Genomic DNA, 20,249 nt, shown 5'->3' on the forward strand with positions numbered 1-20,249 from the left:
GTTCGAGAAATCGCCCCGTGGAGCCTCAGATCACCGATTGTGTATAACTTCGGGCATAAAGGACGGTGTCGGCGCCTTCCACAGGAGAACTCGCCGACACCGTCGCTCACTTAACCTCGGGCGTCCGTACCGCCTTCATCGTCCAGCTGCGCCAGATACGCCTCGATCGTGGCGCCCAGCTCATCGCGATCGGGCAGTTTGCCTTCGTCGCGTTCCGCCAGAGAGAGCATTTTCTGGCCCAGGTTCTTCACGCTGTTATCGTAATTTTCTTCAAGCCGGGAGATCATCACGCCAATCTCCGGGTTCTGCGCCACCTGCTCGTTAATCTGCACCTGGGCGGCGTCTGAGGCGTCGAGCAATTCGTCGGTGGGCAACGACAGTTTGGCGGCCATCTGTACATGCTCCATCGCCAGAAGCGAAGCCTGCGGCAGCTCCGCCTCCGCCAGATACTGCGGCACGTTGATGGCGAAGCCTGCCGTACCCAGCCCCGCCTTGCCCAGCGAGACCTCTAGAAGGCTACTAACGCTTCCGGGTAGGTCGGCAACGGGGTGCCAGGCCGAGATGCCGCGGGTGAGATCCTTGCGATTGCCGTGGGCAGAGACCGGCAGGGGGCGCGTGTGAGGCACCGGCATGGGGAACGCGGTAATGATGAGCGCCATGGAGATATCAACTCGCTCTGCGATATCGACTACAGCCTGTACGAAGCGTTGCCACTGCAGGTCAGGCTCGGTGCCGGCCAAGAGCAAAAACGGGGTGCCCAATCGATCTTCCACGGCATACAGCTTCAATTGCGGCATGACCGGGTTTTCGTAATGGTCTTCGACAAAGCGAATACGGGGTTTACGCGCACGGTAGTCATGCAGTTGATCCGAGTCGAACTCGACGATCGGTACGTTCTTGAGTTCCTTGATCAGAACCTCGGCCAGTTGCCCGGCCGTACCACCGGCGTCCTGAGGGTGGCTCAGGGAAATAACCAGGGGCAGTCCGCGCAGTTTCTCGTTGTTCAATACGCCGGCTTGAGCCAGGTACAGGCTTTCGGGATCCAACATGATTACCCCCAGGGTTCGTCGTGACGGTGGCACTACCTTACAACAGAACCTCAAGCCCATTTATTTCTCTGAGATGACGGTGTGTTCCCTCGATTTTTACCCCAAACATTGACCTGCTATACAGCTGGGATAATCTGTTAGAGAACGGCCCGCTATGACGGCGAGCACATTTCAACTTTGAAAAGGATAACGATGACCGAATCCGCCGATCTCATGTTCTCTGTAACCGCACCCGACCTCGAAAGCCTCGACGCGCAGGTGCTGGTGCTGGGCGTACACAGCAGCGAGGAAGGGCCGGTACTCGCCGGCACCGCGTTGCCCGCCGAAACCGCCGCCAGCCTCGAGGCCTCGTTGGAGGACTTGGGGGTGACCGGGTCTGAAGATCAGCTGGTGCGCCTGCCCGGCATCTCCGAAGCGGGTGCAGACATCATCGCGTTGATCGGCTTGGGTGACCGCCATGAGGACGACGCCCGCCGTCGTCAAGCGCTGCGTTACGGCGCAGGTTCAGCGATCCGCCAGTTGGCGGGAGTCTCTGAGGTCGCGTTGAACCTCGAGACCTCCTCGGTGGAGGATGTCGCCGCCGTCGCCGAGGGCGCGGCTTTCGGAGCGTTCTCCGATCCCCAGCTCAAGGCCCACTCGGTGGATTCGGTCAAGTCAGCCGTGGAGTCCGTGGTCATCGTGACCGAAGTTTCGGCGAAGCAGGCGGCCCCGGCACTCTCCCGCGCCCTGATCATCGGTGAGGCGGTCGATTCCACGCGCCGCCTGGTCAATACCCCGCCAAGCCACCTCTACCCGGAGACCTTCGCCACCCGCGCCGAGGAACGCGTGGCAGACCTGGAGAACGTGGAGATCTTCACGTTCAATGAGGATCAGCTACGTGCCGGCGGATTCGGTGGGATCCTGGGCGTGGGTCAGGGTTCGACCCGCGCCCCGCGCCTGGTAGAAGTCAAGTACGCACCGGAGAACGCGAAGGCCACCATCGGCCTGGTGGGCAAGGGCATTACCTTCGACACCGGTGGCATTTCGCTGAAGCCCGCCAATTCCATGTTCAATATGAAGTCGGACATGGCCGGCGCGGCCACCGTGTTGAACGTGGTCGCCGCGGCGGCAGAGTTGGAGCTGCCGGTGGCCGTGACGGCGTACCTGTGCATCGCTGAGAACATGCCCTCGGGCTCGGCCATCCGCCCCGAAGACGTCTTGACCATGCGCGGCGGCAAAACCGTTGAGGTACTCAATACGGACGCCGAGGGCCGCCTGGTCATGGCAGACGGCCTGGCGTACGCCTCCGAGTCGACCCCCGACGTCCTGTTGGACGTTGCCACCTTGACCGGTGCGCAGATGGTCGCCCTGGGTACCCGCACCGCCGGCGTCATTGGTGCAGAAGATATCCGCACCCGGGTGGTGGATTCGGCAGAGGCCGCGGGTGAAGACTTCTGGCCCATGCCCCTGCCGGAGCACCTGCGAAGCGGCCTGAAGTCGCCGGTGGCCGACCTGAAGAACATCGGAAACGGCCGCTGGGGTGGAATGCTCACCGCCGGTATCTTCTTGCAGGAATTCGTCGGCAAGAAGGACGACGGTGAGCGCATCCCCTGGGCGCACCTGGATATTGCTGGCCCCTCGTTCAACGAGGAATCGCCCTTCGGCTTTACGCCCAAGGAGGCTACGGGCATGTCGGTAGCTACGCTGGTCAAGTTCGTGGAGTCCTACGCCTAAATTCCTGACGAGTACCCGAGGAAACCCCTCGGGACGGTGTACTGTGCCCCGGTGTGTGACGCATCGGGGCACAGTGGTTAAGGTTTACTACTGTTTCGTTGGTCACGGTTTTCCGCCTCCCGGTCAAATATCCACCGCGGCCGTACGCGGTCGGTGGCGCGGGGTAGTTCTTTAAAACCTCGGTAAATCATCGCTTACATTGCCCCGAGACCCGGGTTTTGCGGTACGGTAAAGATGAGTTATCAGCCTCACCGCGGCCACGTTGCAACACCGCCGAGAGGTAGCGTTCGACAGCGAGGGCGTGTGGCTGAGAAACATCACCTTGAAACAAGGGATTAATTCCAACCTACGCAAGGGAGCGTCATCACCTTGGCAACAGCTCAAGAATTCGACATTCTGGTTCTCGGCGGCGGTAGCGCTGGTTACTCCGCAGCTCTTCGCGGCATCCAGCTCGGTTTCACCGTCGGCCTGATCGAGAAGGGTAAGCTGGGCGGCACTTGCCTGCACACCGGCTGCATCCCCACCAAGGCATACCTGCACGCCGCTGAGGTCGCGGCTGAGGCTAAAGAGTCCGAGAAGTTTGGCGTCAACGTAACCTTCGAGTCCGTGGACATGGGCAAGGTGCGCGACTACAAGGACGGCATCGTCGCCGGCAAGTTCAAGGGCCTGACCGGTCTGATGAAGATGAAGAAGATCACCGTCATCGAGGGCGAAGGCAAGCTCACCGGCAAGGACACCATTACCGTAGACGGCACCGAGTACAAGGGTAAGCACATCGTGCTTGCTACCGGCTCGGTGTCGAAGACTATGGGTCTGGAAATCCGCGACCGCGTCTTGACCTCCACCGAGGCTCTGCAGATGGACTACCTGCCGAAGTCGGCCATCGTGCTCGGCGGCGGCGTCATCGGCTGTGAGTTTGCGTCGCTGTGGTCTTCCATGGGCGTTGAGGTCACCATCATCGAGGGTCTGCCCCACCTGGTGCCCAACGAAGACCCCGCCATCATCAAGGTCGTTGAACGCGAGTTCAAGAAGCGCGGCATCAAGTCCAACCTCGGTACCTTCTTCGACAAGGTCGAGCAGGACGACAACGGCGCCAAGGTCACTCTTGCAGACGGCAAGGAGTTCGAGGCTGACCTCGTTCTCGTGGCTGTAGGCCGTGGCCCGAACACCGAGGGCTTCGGTTACGAGGAGCAGGGCATCCCCATGGATCGCGGTTTCGTGACCCCGAACGAGCGCCTGCACACCGGCGTGGGCAACATCTACGCCATCGGCGATATCGTTCCCGGTGTTCAGCTGGCTCACCGCGGTTACCAGCAGGGCCGTTTCGTGGCTGAAGAGATCGCGGGCCTGAACCCGATGATCGTCGAAGACATCAACATCCCCAAGGTCACCTACTGTGATCCTGAGGTGGCCTCCATCGGTTACACCCAGCCCAAGGCTGAAGAGAAGTTCGGCAAGGAAAACGTCGAGACCACCGAGTACAACCTGGCCGGCAACGGTAAGTCCTCGATCCTTGGCACCGGCGGCCTGGTGAAGGTTGTTCGCGAGAAGGACGGCCCGATCGTGGGTGTTCACATGGTCGGCAAGCGTATGGGCGAGCAGATCGGTGAGGCTCAGATGTGGGTGGTTTGGGAAGCATTCCCCGAGGACGTGGCTCAGTTCATCCACGCTCACCCGACCCAGAACGAGGCCCTAGGTGAGGCCGCCATGGCTCTGGCTGGCGCACCGCTACACGGCTAATCACTAGGCTTAGGATCGCGCAGGCGGCTCATAATTGGGGTCGCCTGCGCATCCGGCAACTTTGAACGATCTAGGCATCTATCAAGGAGAGACAGGAAGATATGTCTACCACTGTTGAACTGCCCGCACTGGGCGAATCGGTGACCGAGGGTACCATTACCCGTTGGCTCGTCGAGGTTGGCGACACCGTTGAGGTCGACCAGCCGCTACTCGAGGTTTCGACCGACAAGGTTGACACCGAGGTTCCCTCCCCCGTTGCAGGTACCGTTGAGAAGATCCTCGTTGAGGAAGACGAAGACGTAGAGGTCGGCGGCCAGCTCGTTATCATCGGCGACGGCTCCGGCTCCGCATCTGACGACTCTGCAGACGATTCCTCCGCTGAGGAAGAGCCCGCGAAGGAAGAGAAGAAGGAAGAGGCCCCCAAGGCTGAGGAGAAGACCGAAGAGAAGAAGTCTTCGTCCTCGAACTCCTCCGGTCAGGGCCAGGAAGTGACCCTGCCTGCTCTGGGCGAGTCCGTCACCGAGGGAACCGTTACTCGCTGGCTCGTTGAGGTTGGCGACGAGGTAGAGGTTGATCAGCCGCTGCTCGAGGTCTCCACCGACAAGGTTGACACCGAGGTTCCCTCCCCGGTTGCCGGCACCCTGCTGGAAATCAAGGTTCAGGAAGACGAAGACGCCGAGGTTGGCCAGGTTCTGGCTATCGTTGGTGACGGTTCTGCAGCTTCCGAGAGCTCCGACTCCTCCGATGAGGACGACGCTCCCCAGACTGAAGAAAAGACCGAGGAGAAGAAGGAAGAGGCTCCCAAGGCGGAAGAGAAGAAGGAAGAATCCGCTCCCGCCGCTGAGTCTTCCGAGGCTTCCGAGTCCAACGGTGAGGTCTACGTGACCCCCTTGGTCCGCAAGCTGGCTAAGCAGGAAGGCATCGACCTCTCCACCATCAAGGGCACCGGCGTGGGTGGCCGCATCCGCAAGCAGGACGTTCAGGCTGCTGCTGAGGCAAAGAAGTCCTCCGCTCCCGCCGAGGACAAGTCGCTGGCTCCCGCCGTGTCGCAGACTCCGGCTGCCGCTGCCAAGAAGGAAGCCCCCAAGGTTGAGGTTTCCTCCAAGCGCGGTACCACCGAGAAGGCTCCGCGTATCCGCCAGACCGTTGCAAAGCGCATGGTGGAGTCGCTGGCCACCTCCGCTCAGTTGACCACCGTTCAGGAGATCGACCTGACCCGTCTGGTTGCTCTGCGCAACAAGGCCAAGGACGGCTTCGCAGCTCGCGAGGGCGCCAAGCTGACCTTCCTGCCCTTCTTCACCAAGGCAGTGACCGAGGCTCTGCAGCAGTTCCCGCAGTTCAACTCCTCGATGTCCGACGACTACAAAGAGATCACCTACCACGGTTCCGAGAACATCGGCCTGGCAGTGGACACCCCCAAGGGTCTGCTGGTTCCCGTGGTCAAGGACGCAGGCGACCTGAACATCGCCGGTCTCGCCAAGCGCATCGGTGACGTCGCTTCCCGCGCACGTTCGGGTCAGATCGGCCCCGAGGAGCTGGCAGGTTCGACCTTCACCATCTCCAGCACCGGCCAGACCGGTGGTGTGTTCTTCACCCCGATCATCAACCAGCCCAACGTTGCCATCCTGGGCATCGGCTCGACCAACAAGCGTCCTGCCATCATCCAGGATGCCGAGGGTAACGATGTCATCGCGATCCGTAGCCTGGCGTACTTCTCGCTGACCTACGATCACCGCGTGGTTGACGGTGCAGACGCAGGCCGCTTCTTGAACTTCCTCAAGCAGCGCCTGGAAGAAGCAGCATTCGAGGCTGAACTGGGTCTCTAAGAGATTCCTAACAGTAGTGGTCTATCCCGCCTGGGATAACCGCCCACCGTGACGAGGTGCCGGTTGTCTGAGAAATCAGACGGCCGGCACCTTTGTGTGTTCTGACGTGTCTGTTCACACAACGAAATACTCGCCGGCCTCTCTAGTCCAACAGGGCGCGTTGCGTAGACTTACACCCATGGTTATCGCAACTAATATCCTCGTTTTCTTGCACATTCTCGGTGCGGTCATGGTCGTCGGTATCTGGATCGCTAATTTCAAGAAGGGCATCACCGTCCCCGGTCAGTTCCATGCGGCCCTGCTGCAGCTGATCACCGGCTTCGCGTTGTACTTCATGATGATGTCTCACCTACCCGAAGAATCGGCAACCCGCTTCCACATGTTCATCGGAATCAAGATGTTGCTGGCTCTGATCATCGCCGTTGCCGCATACCTGGGCCAGAAGAAGTACAAGCGTGCTCACGTGTTTGACCGTCGCGACGGCGTCGAGGCTCGCGGCCACGACGATCATGCCGGACGCAACGTGGCCCTGGCACACACCGTTGGTGGCCTGGGCCTGGTCAATATCGCGATCGCGGTTTTCGGACTCTAATAAAAATTTCACATCACTTGCTCTCGCGGCGGTGTGTTCCCGATTCGGTAACACACCGCCGCTTTTTTGTCCGCTCCTACCCGTTGGCTTGTTGCGGAACCGCCTCGCGCACTCGCCAGTCCTGCCCCCTAAATTTGACCAGGGTGAACGAGACTCGTTGCACGGCTCCATCACTGCTGAGACTCATCCCGGGGTGCTGGGCGAGTTCGTCAGGCCGGGGTTGATAACCCGTGGCTTTCAGGTCGGCCACCACCGTGGCCTGCTGCGCGGCACTCGAGACGACCCGCACGTTCTCGACGCGCAGTTGTAACTCGCGCATCCCCTCACCCGCACCTTGCGATACCATCGCCGCATCGACGCGGGCCAGAGCCGATCCCTCGTCGGCGTATCGGCCAATCAGCCCTGCATCGTGCGTGCGTAGAGTGTGCGCCCGGTGTTGCATCAGCTCGTTGAGCTGCCGTTGAGCCTCATCGGCGGTGAGGTTGTCGGAAGCGGCAGGTTGATGGGCCGCGGTGGCGCTCGGCAAGGACGCCGGTTGTTGCGCGGCCGGTGGATGAACTTGGTGGGTGGTGTCGGTGGCCGATTGCGACGTCGAGGTGTCTTCGCGGTGTTGCTCGGTCAGGAACACCGCACCTCCGACGACCGCACAGAGGCCGAGTGTCACCACGGTGGGCGTATGAGGCCGCACCCAACGCGGCAGGCGTGCAGTTGAGCTATTTCTGCTCAGCCGACGATTCCCTGCGCGCCGACGGGGATGCGCCGTAGCTTGCGTCCGTTGGGAACGGCGGAGCGCCTGAGGTGTTGTTGCGCGTTGCTCGGAACTATCATCGGCGCGGGCTGGCAACCGTCCGCGAACGCTGGGGGCGGCGCTGAGATGCAAATCCACCGGCACCGGTGTAAAGCTGTGCCGCAGGAGCGAGACTACTTCGTCCACCGCGCCTTCCTCGGCACACTCGTCCATGATGCCCTCCAAGAGCGGCCCCAGCCGTTCGGGGTATTCAGGACGTTGCAGGGAAAGCGGCAGGCGGTTCTCCGGCAGGGGGTCGTCACCGGTGATGCACCTCCACCAGATCTGCGCCAACCGAGAATGGTCCCGAGTGTGAGCGCGACCACTGACCGCTTCGGTGGCCCCGCGCAACTCGAGGTCCGCGGGCAGGAGCTTAACCTCAGCAGTGATGTCGAAGGCGATGTGGCCCGCTGATAATTCATGGAAGCCGAGCTGGTGGCGATGTAACCACTGCAACCCCGCCCAGGTGTTCTCGGCGATGGTCGTGACCTCGGCGGGGTGCAGGTGACCGCGTGCGTTCAAGACCTGGAGGAGGCTACCACCGGCGGTTGCCTCAGTGATGATGCTTTCGGTGTCTGCGGTAGACAATACCGCCTGAACCGTGGCGATTTGATCGTGGGTCGGCAGGGCGCAGAGCCGTTCGGCGCAGGCCAGGCTCTGGCTCTTAACAGGGGTCTCGCCGGTGACGTCGCAGAGGTTGTACTCCCCCGCCGCTAGGCGGAGCGGGTCGTCGTTCTCGCCGGGGTGGTATTCGATGACCCAGCGAGCGCTACCGTGCAGGCTGCCGAGCGAGATCGTCGGGGTCATCGTCGAAGACGGCTCCGAGAAGGGCTGGGGCGGGGTGGTCGATGATTGACGCGGCTGAAAAGTACTTTCGCGACGTCCGAGGTGAACCATGTCGTCGTTGACCGTGAGCGGTTGCCAGCTGTCGATCCCCTCGATCTCGGGCGGGGTGAAGTTATCGTCGTGCATGCCTCTAGAATCTGCGGCGGAGTCAAATTTTCCCACCCGGTTATCCACAGGTTGATGTTCTCCCACGTCAAGGCGCATACGCCCCGTTTTTCGGGCCGCAACATTTCCGTCATATTCGTCGACATCGGATGTGCGAGCGTCCGCACCCCGGTGATGTCTAGTATCGCCGAAGCGTGAGCGAGCTGTTCACCGGCAAGGAACATCACACTGGATTTTTTCTCCTGAATGCGACAGAGAGATAGTGTAGATACCATGACCGTGAATATCGAGAGAGTCGGGTTTGCGCCCGATTACGTTGACTACGTTGAAGCCCTGGAATTGCAGCAACGAGTCCACACCCAAGTAGCCGAAGGTAAGCAACAGAACACCGTCCTGCTCCTCGAGCACCAAGAGGTCATCACAGCCGGTAAGCGCACCGAAGATCACGAATACCCCGCGAACGACGACGTTCCCGTGGTCAAGATCGACCGCGGCGGTAAGCTGACCTGGCACGGGCCCGGCCAGCTGGTGGGTTACCCCATTGTGCGTCTGCCCGAGCCGATTGACGTGGTGCGCTACGTGCGGGTCTGTGAAGACGTCATGATCAAGGTTTTGGCCAAGTTGGGTATCAACGGTCAGCGTGTGGACGGTCGAAGCGGAGTGTGGATCATCAAGGAGGGCGAGCAAGACCGCAAAATCGCCCAGATCGGCATTCGCGTCTCCCGCAACACCACGATGCACGGCTTTGCCATCAACTGCAACAACGATCTCGATCCCTTCAGCGCGTTTATCCCCTGCGGGATCACGGACGCCGGAGTCACCTCTATCTCCGAGCAGCTGGGAAGAACGGTCACCCCCGGGGACATCGTCGACTTAGTGGAGCAGGAATTGCTGGCCCACGCTGATCAGCTGGCCGCGCAGTTCGAACCGAAATAAATCTCGGTCCACTCTCGTTACAGTCACAGCACACGAGTGACTGATGGAGACACCCACATCAATCGTCAGCGGAGCAACGCCCGCGAAAAGGAGTAACACAGTGAGCGTAGAGGTAGAAGGCCGCAAGCTATTGCGCGTAGAGGCCCGCAATGCCGAGGTGCCGATCGAGAAGAAACCGCACTGGATCAAGACCAAGGCTAAGGTCGGCCCCAATTACAAAGAGATGATCGATCTCTCGACCGGTTCCGGCCTGCACACCGTGTGTGAAGAGGCGGGTTGCCCGAACATCTATGAGTGTTGGGAAGACCGTGAGGCCACCTACCTCATCGGCGGTTCAGAGTGCACGCGCCGTTGCGACTTCTGCGCCATTGATACCGGCAAGCCCACCGGTTTGGATAAGACCGAACCCGTGAAGGTTGCGCTGTCGGTCAAGAAGATGAACCTGCGCTACACCACCGTGACCGGCGTGGCTCGCGATGATCTTCCCGATGGTGCCGCGTGGTTGTACGCGGAGACCATCCGTCAGATTCACAAGGTGTCCCCCGGTACCGGCGTTGAGATTTTGATCCCCGATTTCCGTGGCAAGCGGGATGACGTACAGCAGGTCATCGATGCCAAGCCCGAGGTTTTCGCGCACAATCTCGAGACCGTGCCGCGCATCTTTAAGAAGATCCGCCCCGCCTTCCGCTACGAGCGTTCCCTGGAGGTTCTGCAGCAGGGCAAGGAAGCCGGTCTGATCACCAAGTCCAACTTGATTCTGGGCATGGGTGAGACGGACGACGAGATTTACGAGGCGCTGTGCGACCTGCACGATTATGGTTGCGACACCATCACGCTCACCCAGTACCTGCGCCCCGGCCCGCTGTTCCACCCCATCGACCGTTGGGTGAAGCCCCAGGAGTTCTTGAAGTACTCGGAGATGGCCGAGGAGATCGGTTTCGCCGGTGTCATGGCTGGTCCGATGGTGCGTTCCTCCTACCGCGCCGGACGCCTGTGGGCGCGTGCCATGAAGCACAACGGGTACGAGATCCCCGCCGAGCTGGCACACATCGACGATGACGGCGCGGCGCTGCAGGAAGCGTCCTCGCTCGTTGCCGCAGGTTACTAAACCTCAGCTTGCCTGAACGAGGTGGTGCGGGGCGTAGTGCTGACTACGCCCCGCGCTCCTATACAATTAAGATTTGATGTACGGCGTGCACGCCCCGATTCCCTGGGTACCGCGTCGAAACCTTCACCACCACTTGAAAAGGATCCATTGTGGCCTCTGTCCGCGAAGAGAAGCGCTCCGCTCAAGAAACGCCTCAGAAAACTAAACGCGCCGCCCAGACTCAGTCTGCAGGCAAGGCTCGTTCCAATTCCAAGGCAACGAAGGAAGACAAAGCCAAGAAGTCCAAGAAGCCTGGTTTTATCACCCAGCTGTCCCAGGTGCTGGAGATGACGAAGAAGTCTGACCCCAATATTGTCTGGTACATGGCTCTGGGTGCGCTGGCGACCCTCCTCGTGTTCTTGGTGATCGGTCTGCTGACCGGCAACTGGATCACCTGGTTACTCATCGGTATCCCGTTCGCCGTGTTGGTCGCGGTTTTGATTCTCTCCCGCCGTGCGGAGCGGGCTGCCTTTTCGCAGATCGATGGCCAGCCCGGAGCCTCCGGTGCTGCGATCAATTCCCTGCGTCGCGGTTGGATCGTCAATGAGCAGCCGGTGCAGATGAACCCCCGTTCGCAGGCACTCGTGTTCCGCGCGGTCGGACGCCCCGGTATCGTTCTGGTCACCGAGGGAAGCCGGGGGCAGGTTGGCCCGCTCATTGCGCAGGAGAAGAAGCGTCTCAAGCGCGTGGCGCCCTCCGTGCCGGTGCACGTCATCAACTCGGGCAATGATGAAGGTCAGACCCCGGTCAAGCAGATCACCAAGGAGATGAATAAGCTCCCCAAGAAGTTGACCGATGCCGAGATGCACCAGGTCAACAACCGCCTGTCGACCCTGGGTAACAACATGTTAGGCATTCCCAAGGGCATCGACCCGAACCGTATGCGCCCCGACCGTAAGGGCATGCGCGGCCGCTAAACTCAGCGATTAATTGTTCCCCCTGATTGCACTGCAGCCAGGGGGAATTTTTATATGCTGTTCGCAAAGCAACAAGAAAGGTGATGTTGTGCAACGACTTGTCCCCTCGATCTGGTTCAACCGCAACGCCCGTGAAGCCGCAGATTTCTATACCTCCGCCCTGCCGAACACCTCGGTGGGCACCGTCCAGTACTACCCTGAGGCTGGTCTACCCGAGTCTCATCGTGAGTTCGCTGGGCAACCAATCACGGTGGAGCTTGAGGTGGCGGGGTTCAAACTCTCCTTGACCAATGCGGACGACACATTCGCGCCGAACCCCAGCATCAGCTTCATGCTCAATTTCGACCCCACCGCGATGGACGAGCCCCGCGAGGCCCTGCGCGAGGTGTGGGAGAAGCTCAACGAGGGCGGTCAGATCCTCATGCCGCTGGACTCCTACGATTTCAGCGAGTACTTCGGATGGTGCGTCGATCGATACGGGGTGAACTGGCAGCTCATGCTCACCCGTGAGGAGGGAGAACCACGCCCCTTCATCATGCCCGCGCTCCTGTTCACCCGTGAGGCTCGGGGCAAAGCCGCGACCGCCCGCGAAAAATACCTGCAAGTCTTGTGCGAGGTAGCAGAATCCGCCGCGGGCAACCGTGTGGATTACCCCGACTCCCCCGGCGTGATTCTGTTCTCAGACGCCCAGCTAGCCGGCGAGTGGATGGTGATCAACGATTCCACGTTCGATCACGCCTTTACATTCAGCGAGGGTGTTTCTTTTCAGGTGTTCTGTTCTGACCAGCAGATGATTGATCGGTTATGGCAGGCGCTGGCCCATGAAGAGCAACCCTGCGGTTGGTGTAAAGACGAGTTCGGGGTCTGTTGGCAGATCATGCCCCAGAATTTCGAGGATCTGATGCGCCGCGAGGGGGCGTTCGAGAAGCTGATGCAGATGACCAAAATTCGCATCGATCAGTTCTAACAAACATGCCCTGGGGCTCATAGCCCCAGGGCATCGTCACAGGTAGGTTTAGCGGAACCGTACCAACAGGGTCTGGCGAGCCCGATCGTGCAATCCCCGCTGATCGGCGTCCATGATGATCACCGGCAAGACCAACATGATCAGCGTGGAACGCACCAGCGCCGAGACCCATCCCGCGGGGCGGCCGTCCATGCTCTGCACCTGCATACCGCAGACCAGATGCCCTAGGGTATGTCCCATGAAGCCGACGCACAACACCTGATACGCCCAGACCACCACCAAGAGCAAGACGTTGGCGGCCAAGGAACTCCCGCCGAGGCCCACTAGAGACAGCACGGCCCACCACAGATACCAGTCGAAAACGAAAGCGACGATGCGGCGCATCGGACGGGCCAAAGAACCTGGCCCGGTGCGGGGTCGGCCCAGGTGCTGTCCCGGGTATTCTTGGTCGGTCGGCGCCCCGGAGAGCCAACCGGGGAGGTCGTTACGTTCGATCATGCCTCTAGCGTACTTGTTCTCACCGCGAGGATGCCTCGCCAGGGGCGGTTGAGGGGGCAGAGTGGCGACACGAGTCTGTTACATCTCTGAAACAATCGGGATACGTTCACGCAAAAACATGCAACTAAGGTTTAATTGAGCTTAGTAGCCACTTGAGGTTGCTCAGGTCGTAACCCACTTGATTCAAGGAGAAAACCCGACCATGTTTAAGTCAGCAGAAGAAGCCCTCGCGTACATCAAGGAAGAAGAGGTCGTCTTCGTGGACGTCCGCTTCGTCGATATGCCCGGTGTGCAGCAGCACTTCAACCTACCGGCAAAGGCGATCGATGAAGACTTCTTCGTCAACGGCCAGCTCTTCGACGGTTCGTCGATCCGCGGCTTCCAGGGCATTGCTGAGTCGGACATGCAGCTCATCCCCGATGTCGAGTCTGCCTACCTTGACGAGTTCCGCCTCGAGAAGACCCTCGTCTTCGTGTGCTCGATCGTCAACCCGCGCACCGGCGACCCCTACGGTCGCGACCCCCGCGGTGTTGCAGAGCGCGCAGAGGAATACCTCAAGTCCACCGGCATCGCCGACACCGCATTTTTCGCCTCTGAGGCCGAGTTCTTCGTCTTCGAGGACGTCCGCTACGAGGTCTCCCCGCAGCACACCTTCTTCAAGATCGACTCGGACGAAGCGAACTGGAACACCGGTCGCGAAGAAGAGGGCGGCAACCTGGGTAACAAGACCCCTGTTAAGGGCGGTTACTTCCCCGTGGCTCCCGTGGACAAGCAGGCAGACCTGCGCGACGCTATGTGCGTAGCCATGGACAAGGTCGGCCTCGAGGTAGAGCGCTCTCACCACGAGGTGGGTGCCCCCGGTCAGGCCGAGATCAACTACAAGTTCGACACCCTGACCAAGGCCGCCGACGACCTGCTGAAGTTCAAGTACGTCATCAAGAACACGGCCGACGCCTGGGGTAAGTCGGTGACCTTCATGCCCAAGCCGGTCTTCGGCGACAACGGCTCGGGCATGCACTGCCACCAGTCGCTGTGGCAGGACGGGGAGCCCCTCTTCTACGACGAGCGCGGATACGCCAACCTCTCCGACACCGCTCGCTGGTACATCGGTGGCCTCATCGAGCACTCCTCGTCGGTGCTGGCCTTCACCAACCCGACCGTGAACTCCTACAAGCGCCTGGTCCCCGGTTACGAGGCCCCGATCAACATGGTGTACTCGCAGGGTAACCGTTCGGCTGGCATCCGCATCCCGATCACCGGAACCAACCCCAAGGCCAAGCGCCTGGAATTCCGCGCGCCGGACCCGTCGTCCAACCCCTACTTCGCCTTCGCGGCCCAGCTCATGGCAGGTCTGGACGGCATCCGCAACCGCATCGAGCCCCCGGCCCCGATCGATAAGGACCTCTACGAGCTGCCCGCCGAAGAGGCCGCCGACATCAAGAAGGCCCCGGAAAACCTCGCCGAAGCCCTGGCTGCCCTGGAAGAAGATCACGACTTCCTGTTGCAGGGTGACGTCTTCACCGAAGACCTCATTCAGGCCTGGATTGACTACAAGCGAGCCAACGAGCTTGCACCGCTGTTGCTGGTTCCCCACCCGCTGGAATACCAGATGTACTACGGCGTCTAACCTTCACCTCGTGAGGTAAGAAACCCGGATAGGCCTGACACGCGCACGCAAATGCCGGTCAGGCCTATTCTTGTAGAGAAGATCAGCTGACCCCGCAGGCCCGTGCAGGGCACCATGAGCCGGGGTGGAACACCCTAAACCGAGGACGATCAACCATGGCTTATCCCCTGCAAAAACTCAACGGCGAGCACGTTTACCGCAACGAGGTCTTTCAGACAGGTCTCATGTCGCAGTTGCTCGACGGGGTCTATGACGGTGAGATGACAATTGGTGAGCTGTTGGGCCACGGCAACTTTGGAGTCGGCACCTTCAACGGTCTCGATGGCGAGATGATCATCCTCGACGGCAATTGTTACCAGATGCGCCACGACGGCTCTATTCAGCAGGTCTCGCTGGATCAGCAGACGCCCTTCGCCGTGGTCATGAACTTTGTGCCGACCATCCGCAAGGGCCTGCCCAACAACATCATTCGCAAATCGGCCTCCCAGGTACTCGACGACTTCACGGTCTCTCAGAACTACATGTACGCCATCAAGATCGTGGGCGATTTCGAGTGGATTCGCACCCGAACGGTTCAGAAGCAAACCAAACCCTATCCGAAGATGGTCGAGGCCACCGCCGACGACGAGGTGGTGCAGTTCGATAACGTCCGGGGCACCATCGTTGGATTCCGCACACCGATCTACGAGCAGGGAATCGGCGTACCCGGCTGCCACGCGCACTTCATCGACGACGAGCACGAACGGGGCGGGCACGTCATCGACTTCAAGCTAGATAACGCCTACGTCGAGATCTGCATTGGCACCGACCTCCGCCTGCACTTGCCCATCAACGAGGCGTTCTCCGGGGCGAACCTCTCCCCGGAGGATCTCGCCGAGCAAATCTCACAGGCCGAGAAGCACTCCTAGGCGTTCGACGGGGTCAGGTTCAGCAGATCCGTGTCGAAGAAGAGCCGCTCGAAGACGGAGCGTGCCTGGCGGGTGATCCGCAGGTAATCCTCCTCGAGGTCGGCGGCGTGACCGGGTTCGTAACCGCACCAGCGCGCGATAGCCTCCAGGTCGGCGCGGTGGGCGGTGAGCACGTCCGAGGCGCGGCCGGTACGCAACATATTGCAGCCGCGGATCTTGGTGGCCAGCTTCCACGCGTCGATGAGCGTGTGCGCGTCCTGTTCGGCGAGCAGGCCCAGCTCAGCGGCGGCGTTGAGAGCGCCCAACGTGGATGTCTGCCGCAGGTTCTCGCAACGGTGGGCGAAACACAGCTGGATCAGCTGGGCGATCCATTCAACGTCTGACAAACCGCCTCGTCCGAGTTTGACCTGCCGGGTGCGATCGGCACCGCGGGGCATACGCTCGTTCTCGACGCGTGCCTTCATCCGTCGGATCTCCACGACCTGATGCTGGCTCATGCGCACCGGGTAGCGATAGGTGTCGATGAGATCCACGAAGTCTTCGCAGAGCTGGTCGTCGCCGGCCATGGGGCGGGCACGGAGCAGGGCCTGGAACTCCCAGGTATCCGCCCAACGCTCGTAGTATTCGCGGAAGGATTCCAGCGAGCGCACCATCGGCCCCGATTTGCCCTCGGGGCGCAGATCGGCGTCGATCTCGAGTACTTTTTCGGCGCGGATCGCCGGTTTAGTCGGTTGCTTGAGCAGTGCAACCATACGGGCGATGATGGCAGCCGCCTCGGAGGTCGCGGCGGCTTCGTCCGCACCGGCTCGGGGGCGATGTACGTACATGAGGTCGGCGTCCGAACCGTATCCAATTTCCCGGCCGCCCTGTCGTCCCATGGCGATCACGGCGAGGTCGGTCAGCGGTTCGGAGCCATCTTCGTATTGTTCCCGTTGCGCGATTTTTAGAGCGCCGGAGATCGTGGCCTGATCGATGTCGGAGAGTCCGCGGCAGATCTGTTCCAGCGACAGCAGATTCGAGGCCTCCCCCATCGCCACGCGCAAGATCTCGCGGCGGCGGATCATGCGCAGGTTGCGGATGGCCTTCTCGCTGGAGCTATGGCGGGCGATCTGATTGGAGACCAGGGAGGTCAGTTCCTCGAGGTTGCGCGGGGTGAGCTCGGAATCTTTATCCAGCCAGGAGATCGATTCGGGGGCATCTTCGAGGATGTCGCCGATGAAGCGTGAGGAGGCCAGGATGTGGCACAGTCTCTCGGCGGCCGCCGGGGAGTCGCGGAGCATCCGCAGGTACCACGGGGTGGTGCCCAGGGATTCGGAGATGCGGCGGAAGGCCAGCAGACCGGTGTCTGGGTCCACGCCGCGGGTGAACCATCCCAAGAGCACGGGCATGATGGTGCGTTGAATCTCGGAGGAACGTTGGATGCCCTTGGTCAGTGCCTGGATGTGGCGCAGGGCTCCCTTGGGATCCTTGTAGCCCAACGCCGCGAGACGGTCCTGCGCTGCGGCGTCCGTGAGGGCGATTTCGTCTTTTGAGAGGTGCGCCACCGCGGCCAGCAGGGGACGGAAGAAGATGCGTTGGTGCAGTCCCCGCACGTCACGCTTGATCTTGTTCCAGCTCTTGAAGAGTTCTTCGACGGGCAGGGTGCCCACGCGTTCGATGCTGGTGACCGAGCGGGCCAACACGCGTTGGTCGGCGACCTTCTCGGGCATAAGGTGGGTGCGGCGCAGGTACTGGAGTTGGATGCGGTGCTCGAGCAACCGCAGGTACTTGTAGTCGCGTTCGAAATCGGCGGCGTCTGATCTGCCGATGAAGCTGGCGTTCGCCAAGGCCACCAGGGAATCGGTGGTGGTCTGGGTACGCACCGATTCGTCGGTGCGGCCGTGCACCAGCTGCAAAAGTTGCACGGTGAACTCGACATCACGCAGCCCGCCGGGGCCGAGTTTGATCTGACGCTCGACCTCTTTGGCTGGAATGTTCTCGGTGACGCGGTTGCGCATGCGTTGCACGGATTCGACGAAGCCCTCGCGGGAGGAGGATTCCCAGACCAGGGGGTTCATCGCTTTCATCCACTTGTAACCCAGCGAGGGGTTACCGGCGACGGGTCGGGCCTTGAGCAGTGCCTGGAATTCCCAGTTTTCGGCCCACCGCTTGTAATAGGTGGAGAACGACTCGACGGTTCGCACCAAGGCGCCGTCCTTGCCCTCGGGGCGAAGGTTGGAATCGACCTCCCACAGCATCGGTTCCGGCGCCGGCCCCATAATCGCCTTCTGGAGCGCCTGAACCAGCTCCGCGCCGATGGTCGAGGCCGCGTTCTCGTCGAGCGGCTCGACGCCTTCGGGGATCTCGGAGAGCGGCACCCGCTCGAGCGCGTAGACCACGTCGACATCGGAGATGTAGTTCAATTCGCGAGCGCCGCACTTGCCCATGCCGATGATGGTCAACTGCACCTGGGCGACCTCTTCGGGGGTGCGGTTCTGGCCGACTTCGGCGCGCGCGATGGCCAGGGCAGCGTCCAGGGCAGCCCCGGCGAGGTCGGCTAGTTTACGGCCGACGGTGGGCATGAACTCGTGGGGCGCGACGGCGGTCAGGTCGTAGATGGCCAGGATCGCCTGATGACGCCGGTAGGCGCTGCGCAGGGCGGTGTAGGCGTCTTTGCCCGTGGTGGTGGCAACGGGGTCGGTTGCCTCGGGGTCTGCCCCCACCGCTTCGAGCAACTGCCTACGGTATTCGGTATTCAGCGGGGCGAACGGGGTGAGGTGTTGGTGGTCCACCTCGGGCAAGAGGGATCGCGGGAATTCGTCCTCGATCGGTGCGTCAACGTCGATATCGAAGATATCGAGGTGTTCTGGCCGCCGCACCAGGAAGTCGCCTAAGGCTTCCGAGGCGCCCAGCAGTCGGTAGAGGGCCGGGGATGCGGCGCCGGCGTTGACCTTCTCGGCCAGGTGCGGGTTCTTCTCCAGGATGCGGACGATGGCCGGCAGCGCGGTGTCGGGCGAGGCGCTGATGCGTAACCCTTCGAAGAGTTTGGCGCGTTCGATGGGTTGTAGCTCGGGGGCGTTGAGCCAGCGCTGCGATTTTTTGGCGTCGAAGAAGCCCACGCTGACCATCTCGGCGTTGAGCTTCAGGGCCGCCTTGCGTTCGGCGGCTGCCTGTTCCGCTGAGGGTTTCTGATCGGCGGCGTTCATGTTAGAGAATTCCTAGGTTCATCTGCAATTCGTAGGGGGTGACTTCGGCGCGGTAGGCCTCCCAGTCGGCTCGCTTGTTGCGCAGCAGCTGTTCGAAGACCTGCTCGCCCAAGATCTCGGCCATAAACTCGGAGTCTTCGGCGCGCAGAATCGCGTCGTGCAAGGAGGAGGGCAACGCCCGATATCCCATGGCTCGGCGTTCTGCCTTGCTCATGAGATTGAGGTCTTCGTAGACCTCCGGGCCCAGTTCGTACTCGTTCTCGATGCCCTTCAAACCGGCCCCGAGCACCACGGCGTAGGAGAGGTAGGGGTTGGTGGCGGAGTCGATACCGCGGTATTCGATGCGCGCCGATTGCACCTTGTTCGGCTTGTACAGCGGCACGCGGACCAGCGCCGAGCGGTTGTTGTGGCCCCACGAGACGTAGGCGGGTGCTTCACCGCCGCCCCACAGGCGTTTGTAGGAATTGATGAATTGGTTCGTGACCAACGCGAATTCCGGGGCGTGCTTGAGGACGCCGGCGATGAAGTGACGTGCGGTGCGGGAGAGCTGGTACTCTCCCCCGGCGTCGAAGAAGGTGTTGGTGTCCCCTTCGAAGAGGGAGAAGTGGGTGTGCATGCCCGAGCCGGGTTGCTTGGTCATGGGCTTGGGCATGAAGGTGGCGTAGATACCCTGGGTCAGCGCGACTTCCTTGATGATCGTTCGGAAGGTCATCACGTTGTCTGCGGTCTGCAGGGCGTCGGCGTGGCGGAGGTCGATCTCGTTCTGTCCCGGCCCAGCCTCATGGTGGGAGAACTCGACCGAGATGCCGACCTCTTCCAGCATCGTGACCGCCTGTCGGCGGAAGTCCTGCACGATGCCGCCGGGGGTGTGGTCGAAGTAGGATTCGTGGTCGACCGGCACTGGGAGCCCGTTAGCGTCGAGTTCCTTCGATTTCAGCAGGTAGAACTCGATCTCCGGGGAGGTGTAGCAGGTGAAGCCCATGTTCCCGGCCTTCTCCAGCGTCCTCTTCAACACGCCTCGGGTGTCTGCGGCGCTGGGGTGACCGTCGGGGGTGAGGATGTCGCAGAACATGCGTGAGGTCGGGGTCTCCCCGCTACGCCAGGGCAGAATCTGGAAGGTGGAGGGGTCGGGCTGCAAGAGCATGTCGGACTCATAGACGCGGGAGAGTCCCTCGATGGATGACCCGTCGAATCCCAGGCCCTCGGCGAAGGCCGCCTCGACCTCCGCGGGAGCCAGTGCCACAGATTTCAGAGTGCCCACCACGTCGGTGAACCACATGCGAACGAAACGTACATCGCGTTCCTCGATGGTGCGCAGTACGAATTCCTGTTGACGATCCATGTTTCTCCCTCGAAACTGCTCGGTGTCTGGCGGGTCAGCTATCTCTACTCTATAAGCTTTCAAC

The 20,249-nt window shown here is 61.2% G+C and carries 15 protein-coding genes; 10 read left to right on the top strand and 5 right to left on the bottom strand.

The annotated features are described in order from the left end of the window. Positions 1-110 precede the first annotated feature (110 nt). Complete coding sequence (locus VVR12_RS03780) at positions 111-1,049, bottom strand: proteasome assembly chaperone family protein (protein ID WP_368549816.1); 939 nt, start codon at positions 1,047-1,049, stop codon at positions 111-113. Between the two features lie 192 nt (positions 1,050-1,241). Here VVR12_RS03780 and VVR12_RS03785 point away from each other — a divergent pair, with 192 nt between their 5' ends. From VVR12_RS03785 to VVR12_RS03800, 4 genes are all read left to right on the top strand, one after another. Continuing rightward, the gene (locus tag VVR12_RS03785; protein ID WP_368549817.1) at positions 1,242-2,762 is read left to right on the top strand and encodes a leucyl aminopeptidase; all 1,521 of its coding nucleotides are present in this window, start codon (positions 1,242-1,244) and stop codon (positions 2,760-2,762) included. 369 nt (positions 2,763-3,131) lie between these two features. Then, positions 3,132-4,502: a dihydrolipoyl dehydrogenase gene (lpdA, locus tag VVR12_RS03790; protein WP_368549818.1), complete on the top strand. Its 1,371-nt coding sequence runs from the start codon at positions 3,132-3,134 to the stop codon at positions 4,500-4,502. A gap of 101 nt (positions 4,503-4,603) precedes the next feature. Next, the gene (gene sucB / locus VVR12_RS03795) at positions 4,604-6,328 is read left to right on the top strand and encodes a 2-oxoglutarate dehydrogenase, E2 component, dihydrolipoamide succinyltransferase (protein WP_368549819.1); all 1,725 of its coding nucleotides are present in this window, start codon (positions 4,604-4,606) and stop codon (positions 6,326-6,328) included. Between the two features lie 178 nt (positions 6,329-6,506). After that, entirely contained in the window at positions 6,507-6,920 is a 414-nt protein-coding gene (locus tag VVR12_RS03800; RefSeq protein ID WP_368549820.1) for a hypothetical protein, read from the top strand. Positions 6,921-6,996: 76 nt separating this feature from the next. On the opposite strand, the gene VVR12_RS03805 is transcribed toward VVR12_RS03800, so the two are convergent. Continuing rightward, entirely contained in the window at positions 6,997-8,679 is a 1,683-nt protein-coding gene (locus VVR12_RS03805; RefSeq protein ID WP_368549821.1) for a hypothetical protein, read from the bottom strand. 252 nt (positions 8,680-8,931) lie between these two features. Here VVR12_RS03805 and lipB point away from each other — a divergent pair, with 252 nt between their 5' ends. The 4 genes from lipB (at position 8,932) to VVR12_RS03825 (ending at position 12,625) form a co-directional block, all read left to right on the top strand. Next, positions 8,932-9,594, top strand: coding sequence for a lipoyl(octanoyl) transferase LipB (lipB, locus tag VVR12_RS03810; RefSeq protein ID WP_368549822.1), 663 nt, complete (start codon positions 8,932-8,934; stop codon positions 9,592-9,594). A 100-nt stretch (positions 9,595-9,694) separates the two neighbouring features. Then, positions 9,695-10,702, top strand: a complete 1,008-nt coding sequence (gene lipA / locus VVR12_RS03815) for a lipoyl synthase (protein ID WP_368549823.1) — start codon at positions 9,695-9,697, stop codon at positions 10,700-10,702. A gap of 149 nt (positions 10,703-10,851) precedes the next feature. Further along, entirely contained in the window at positions 10,852-11,658 is an 807-nt protein-coding gene (locus VVR12_RS03820; RefSeq protein WP_368549824.1) for a DUF4191 domain-containing protein, read from the top strand. 88 nt (positions 11,659-11,746) lie between these two features. Continuing rightward, a complete protein-coding gene (locus VVR12_RS03825; protein WP_368549825.1) occupies positions 11,747-12,625 on the top strand; it encodes a VOC family protein in 879 nt (292 codons plus the stop codon). A gap of 48 nt (positions 12,626-12,673) precedes the next feature. On the opposite strand, the gene VVR12_RS03830 is transcribed toward VVR12_RS03825, so the two are convergent. Next, entirely contained in the window at positions 12,674-13,123 is a 450-nt protein-coding gene (locus VVR12_RS03830) for an RDD family protein (RefSeq protein WP_368549826.1), read from the bottom strand. A 202-nt stretch (positions 13,124-13,325) separates the two neighbouring features. On the opposite strand from VVR12_RS03830, the gene glnA (VVR12_RS03835) reads away from it, so the two are divergent. Together glnA (VVR12_RS03835) and budA are read left to right on the top strand one after the other, a co-directional pair. Then, the gene (gene glnA / locus VVR12_RS03835; RefSeq protein WP_368549827.1) at positions 13,326-14,750 is read left to right on the top strand and encodes a type I glutamate--ammonia ligase; all 1,425 of its coding nucleotides are present in this window, start codon (positions 13,326-13,328) and stop codon (positions 14,748-14,750) included. Positions 14,751-14,905: 155 nt separating this feature from the next. Continuing rightward, positions 14,906-15,658, top strand: a complete 753-nt coding sequence (gene budA / locus VVR12_RS03840) for an acetolactate decarboxylase (protein ID WP_368549828.1) — start codon at positions 14,906-14,908, stop codon at positions 15,656-15,658. Here the strand turns inward: budA and VVR12_RS03845 are convergent. Together VVR12_RS03845 and glnA (VVR12_RS03850) are read right to left on the bottom strand one after the other, a co-directional pair. Next, positions 15,655-18,843 (bottom strand): bifunctional [glutamine synthetase] adenylyltransferase/[glutamine synthetase]-adenylyl-L-tyrosine phosphorylase, encoded by a 3,189-nt coding sequence (locus tag VVR12_RS03845; RefSeq protein ID WP_368549829.1) that lies wholly within the window; start codon positions 18,841-18,843, stop codon positions 15,655-15,657. The genes budA and VVR12_RS03845 overlap by 4 nt on opposite strands. A gap of 1 nt (position 18,844) precedes the next feature. Further along, positions 18,845-20,185, bottom strand: coding sequence for a type I glutamate--ammonia ligase (gene glnA, locus VVR12_RS03850; RefSeq protein WP_368549830.1), 1,341 nt, complete (start codon positions 20,183-20,185; stop codon positions 18,845-18,847). Positions 20,186-20,249: the final 64 nt, after the last annotated feature.

The organism is Rothia sp. LK2588 (assembly GCF_040946465.1).
In the GTDB taxonomy this organism is placed as follows: Bacteria; Actinomycetota; Actinomycetes; order Actinomycetales; family Micrococcaceae; genus Rothia.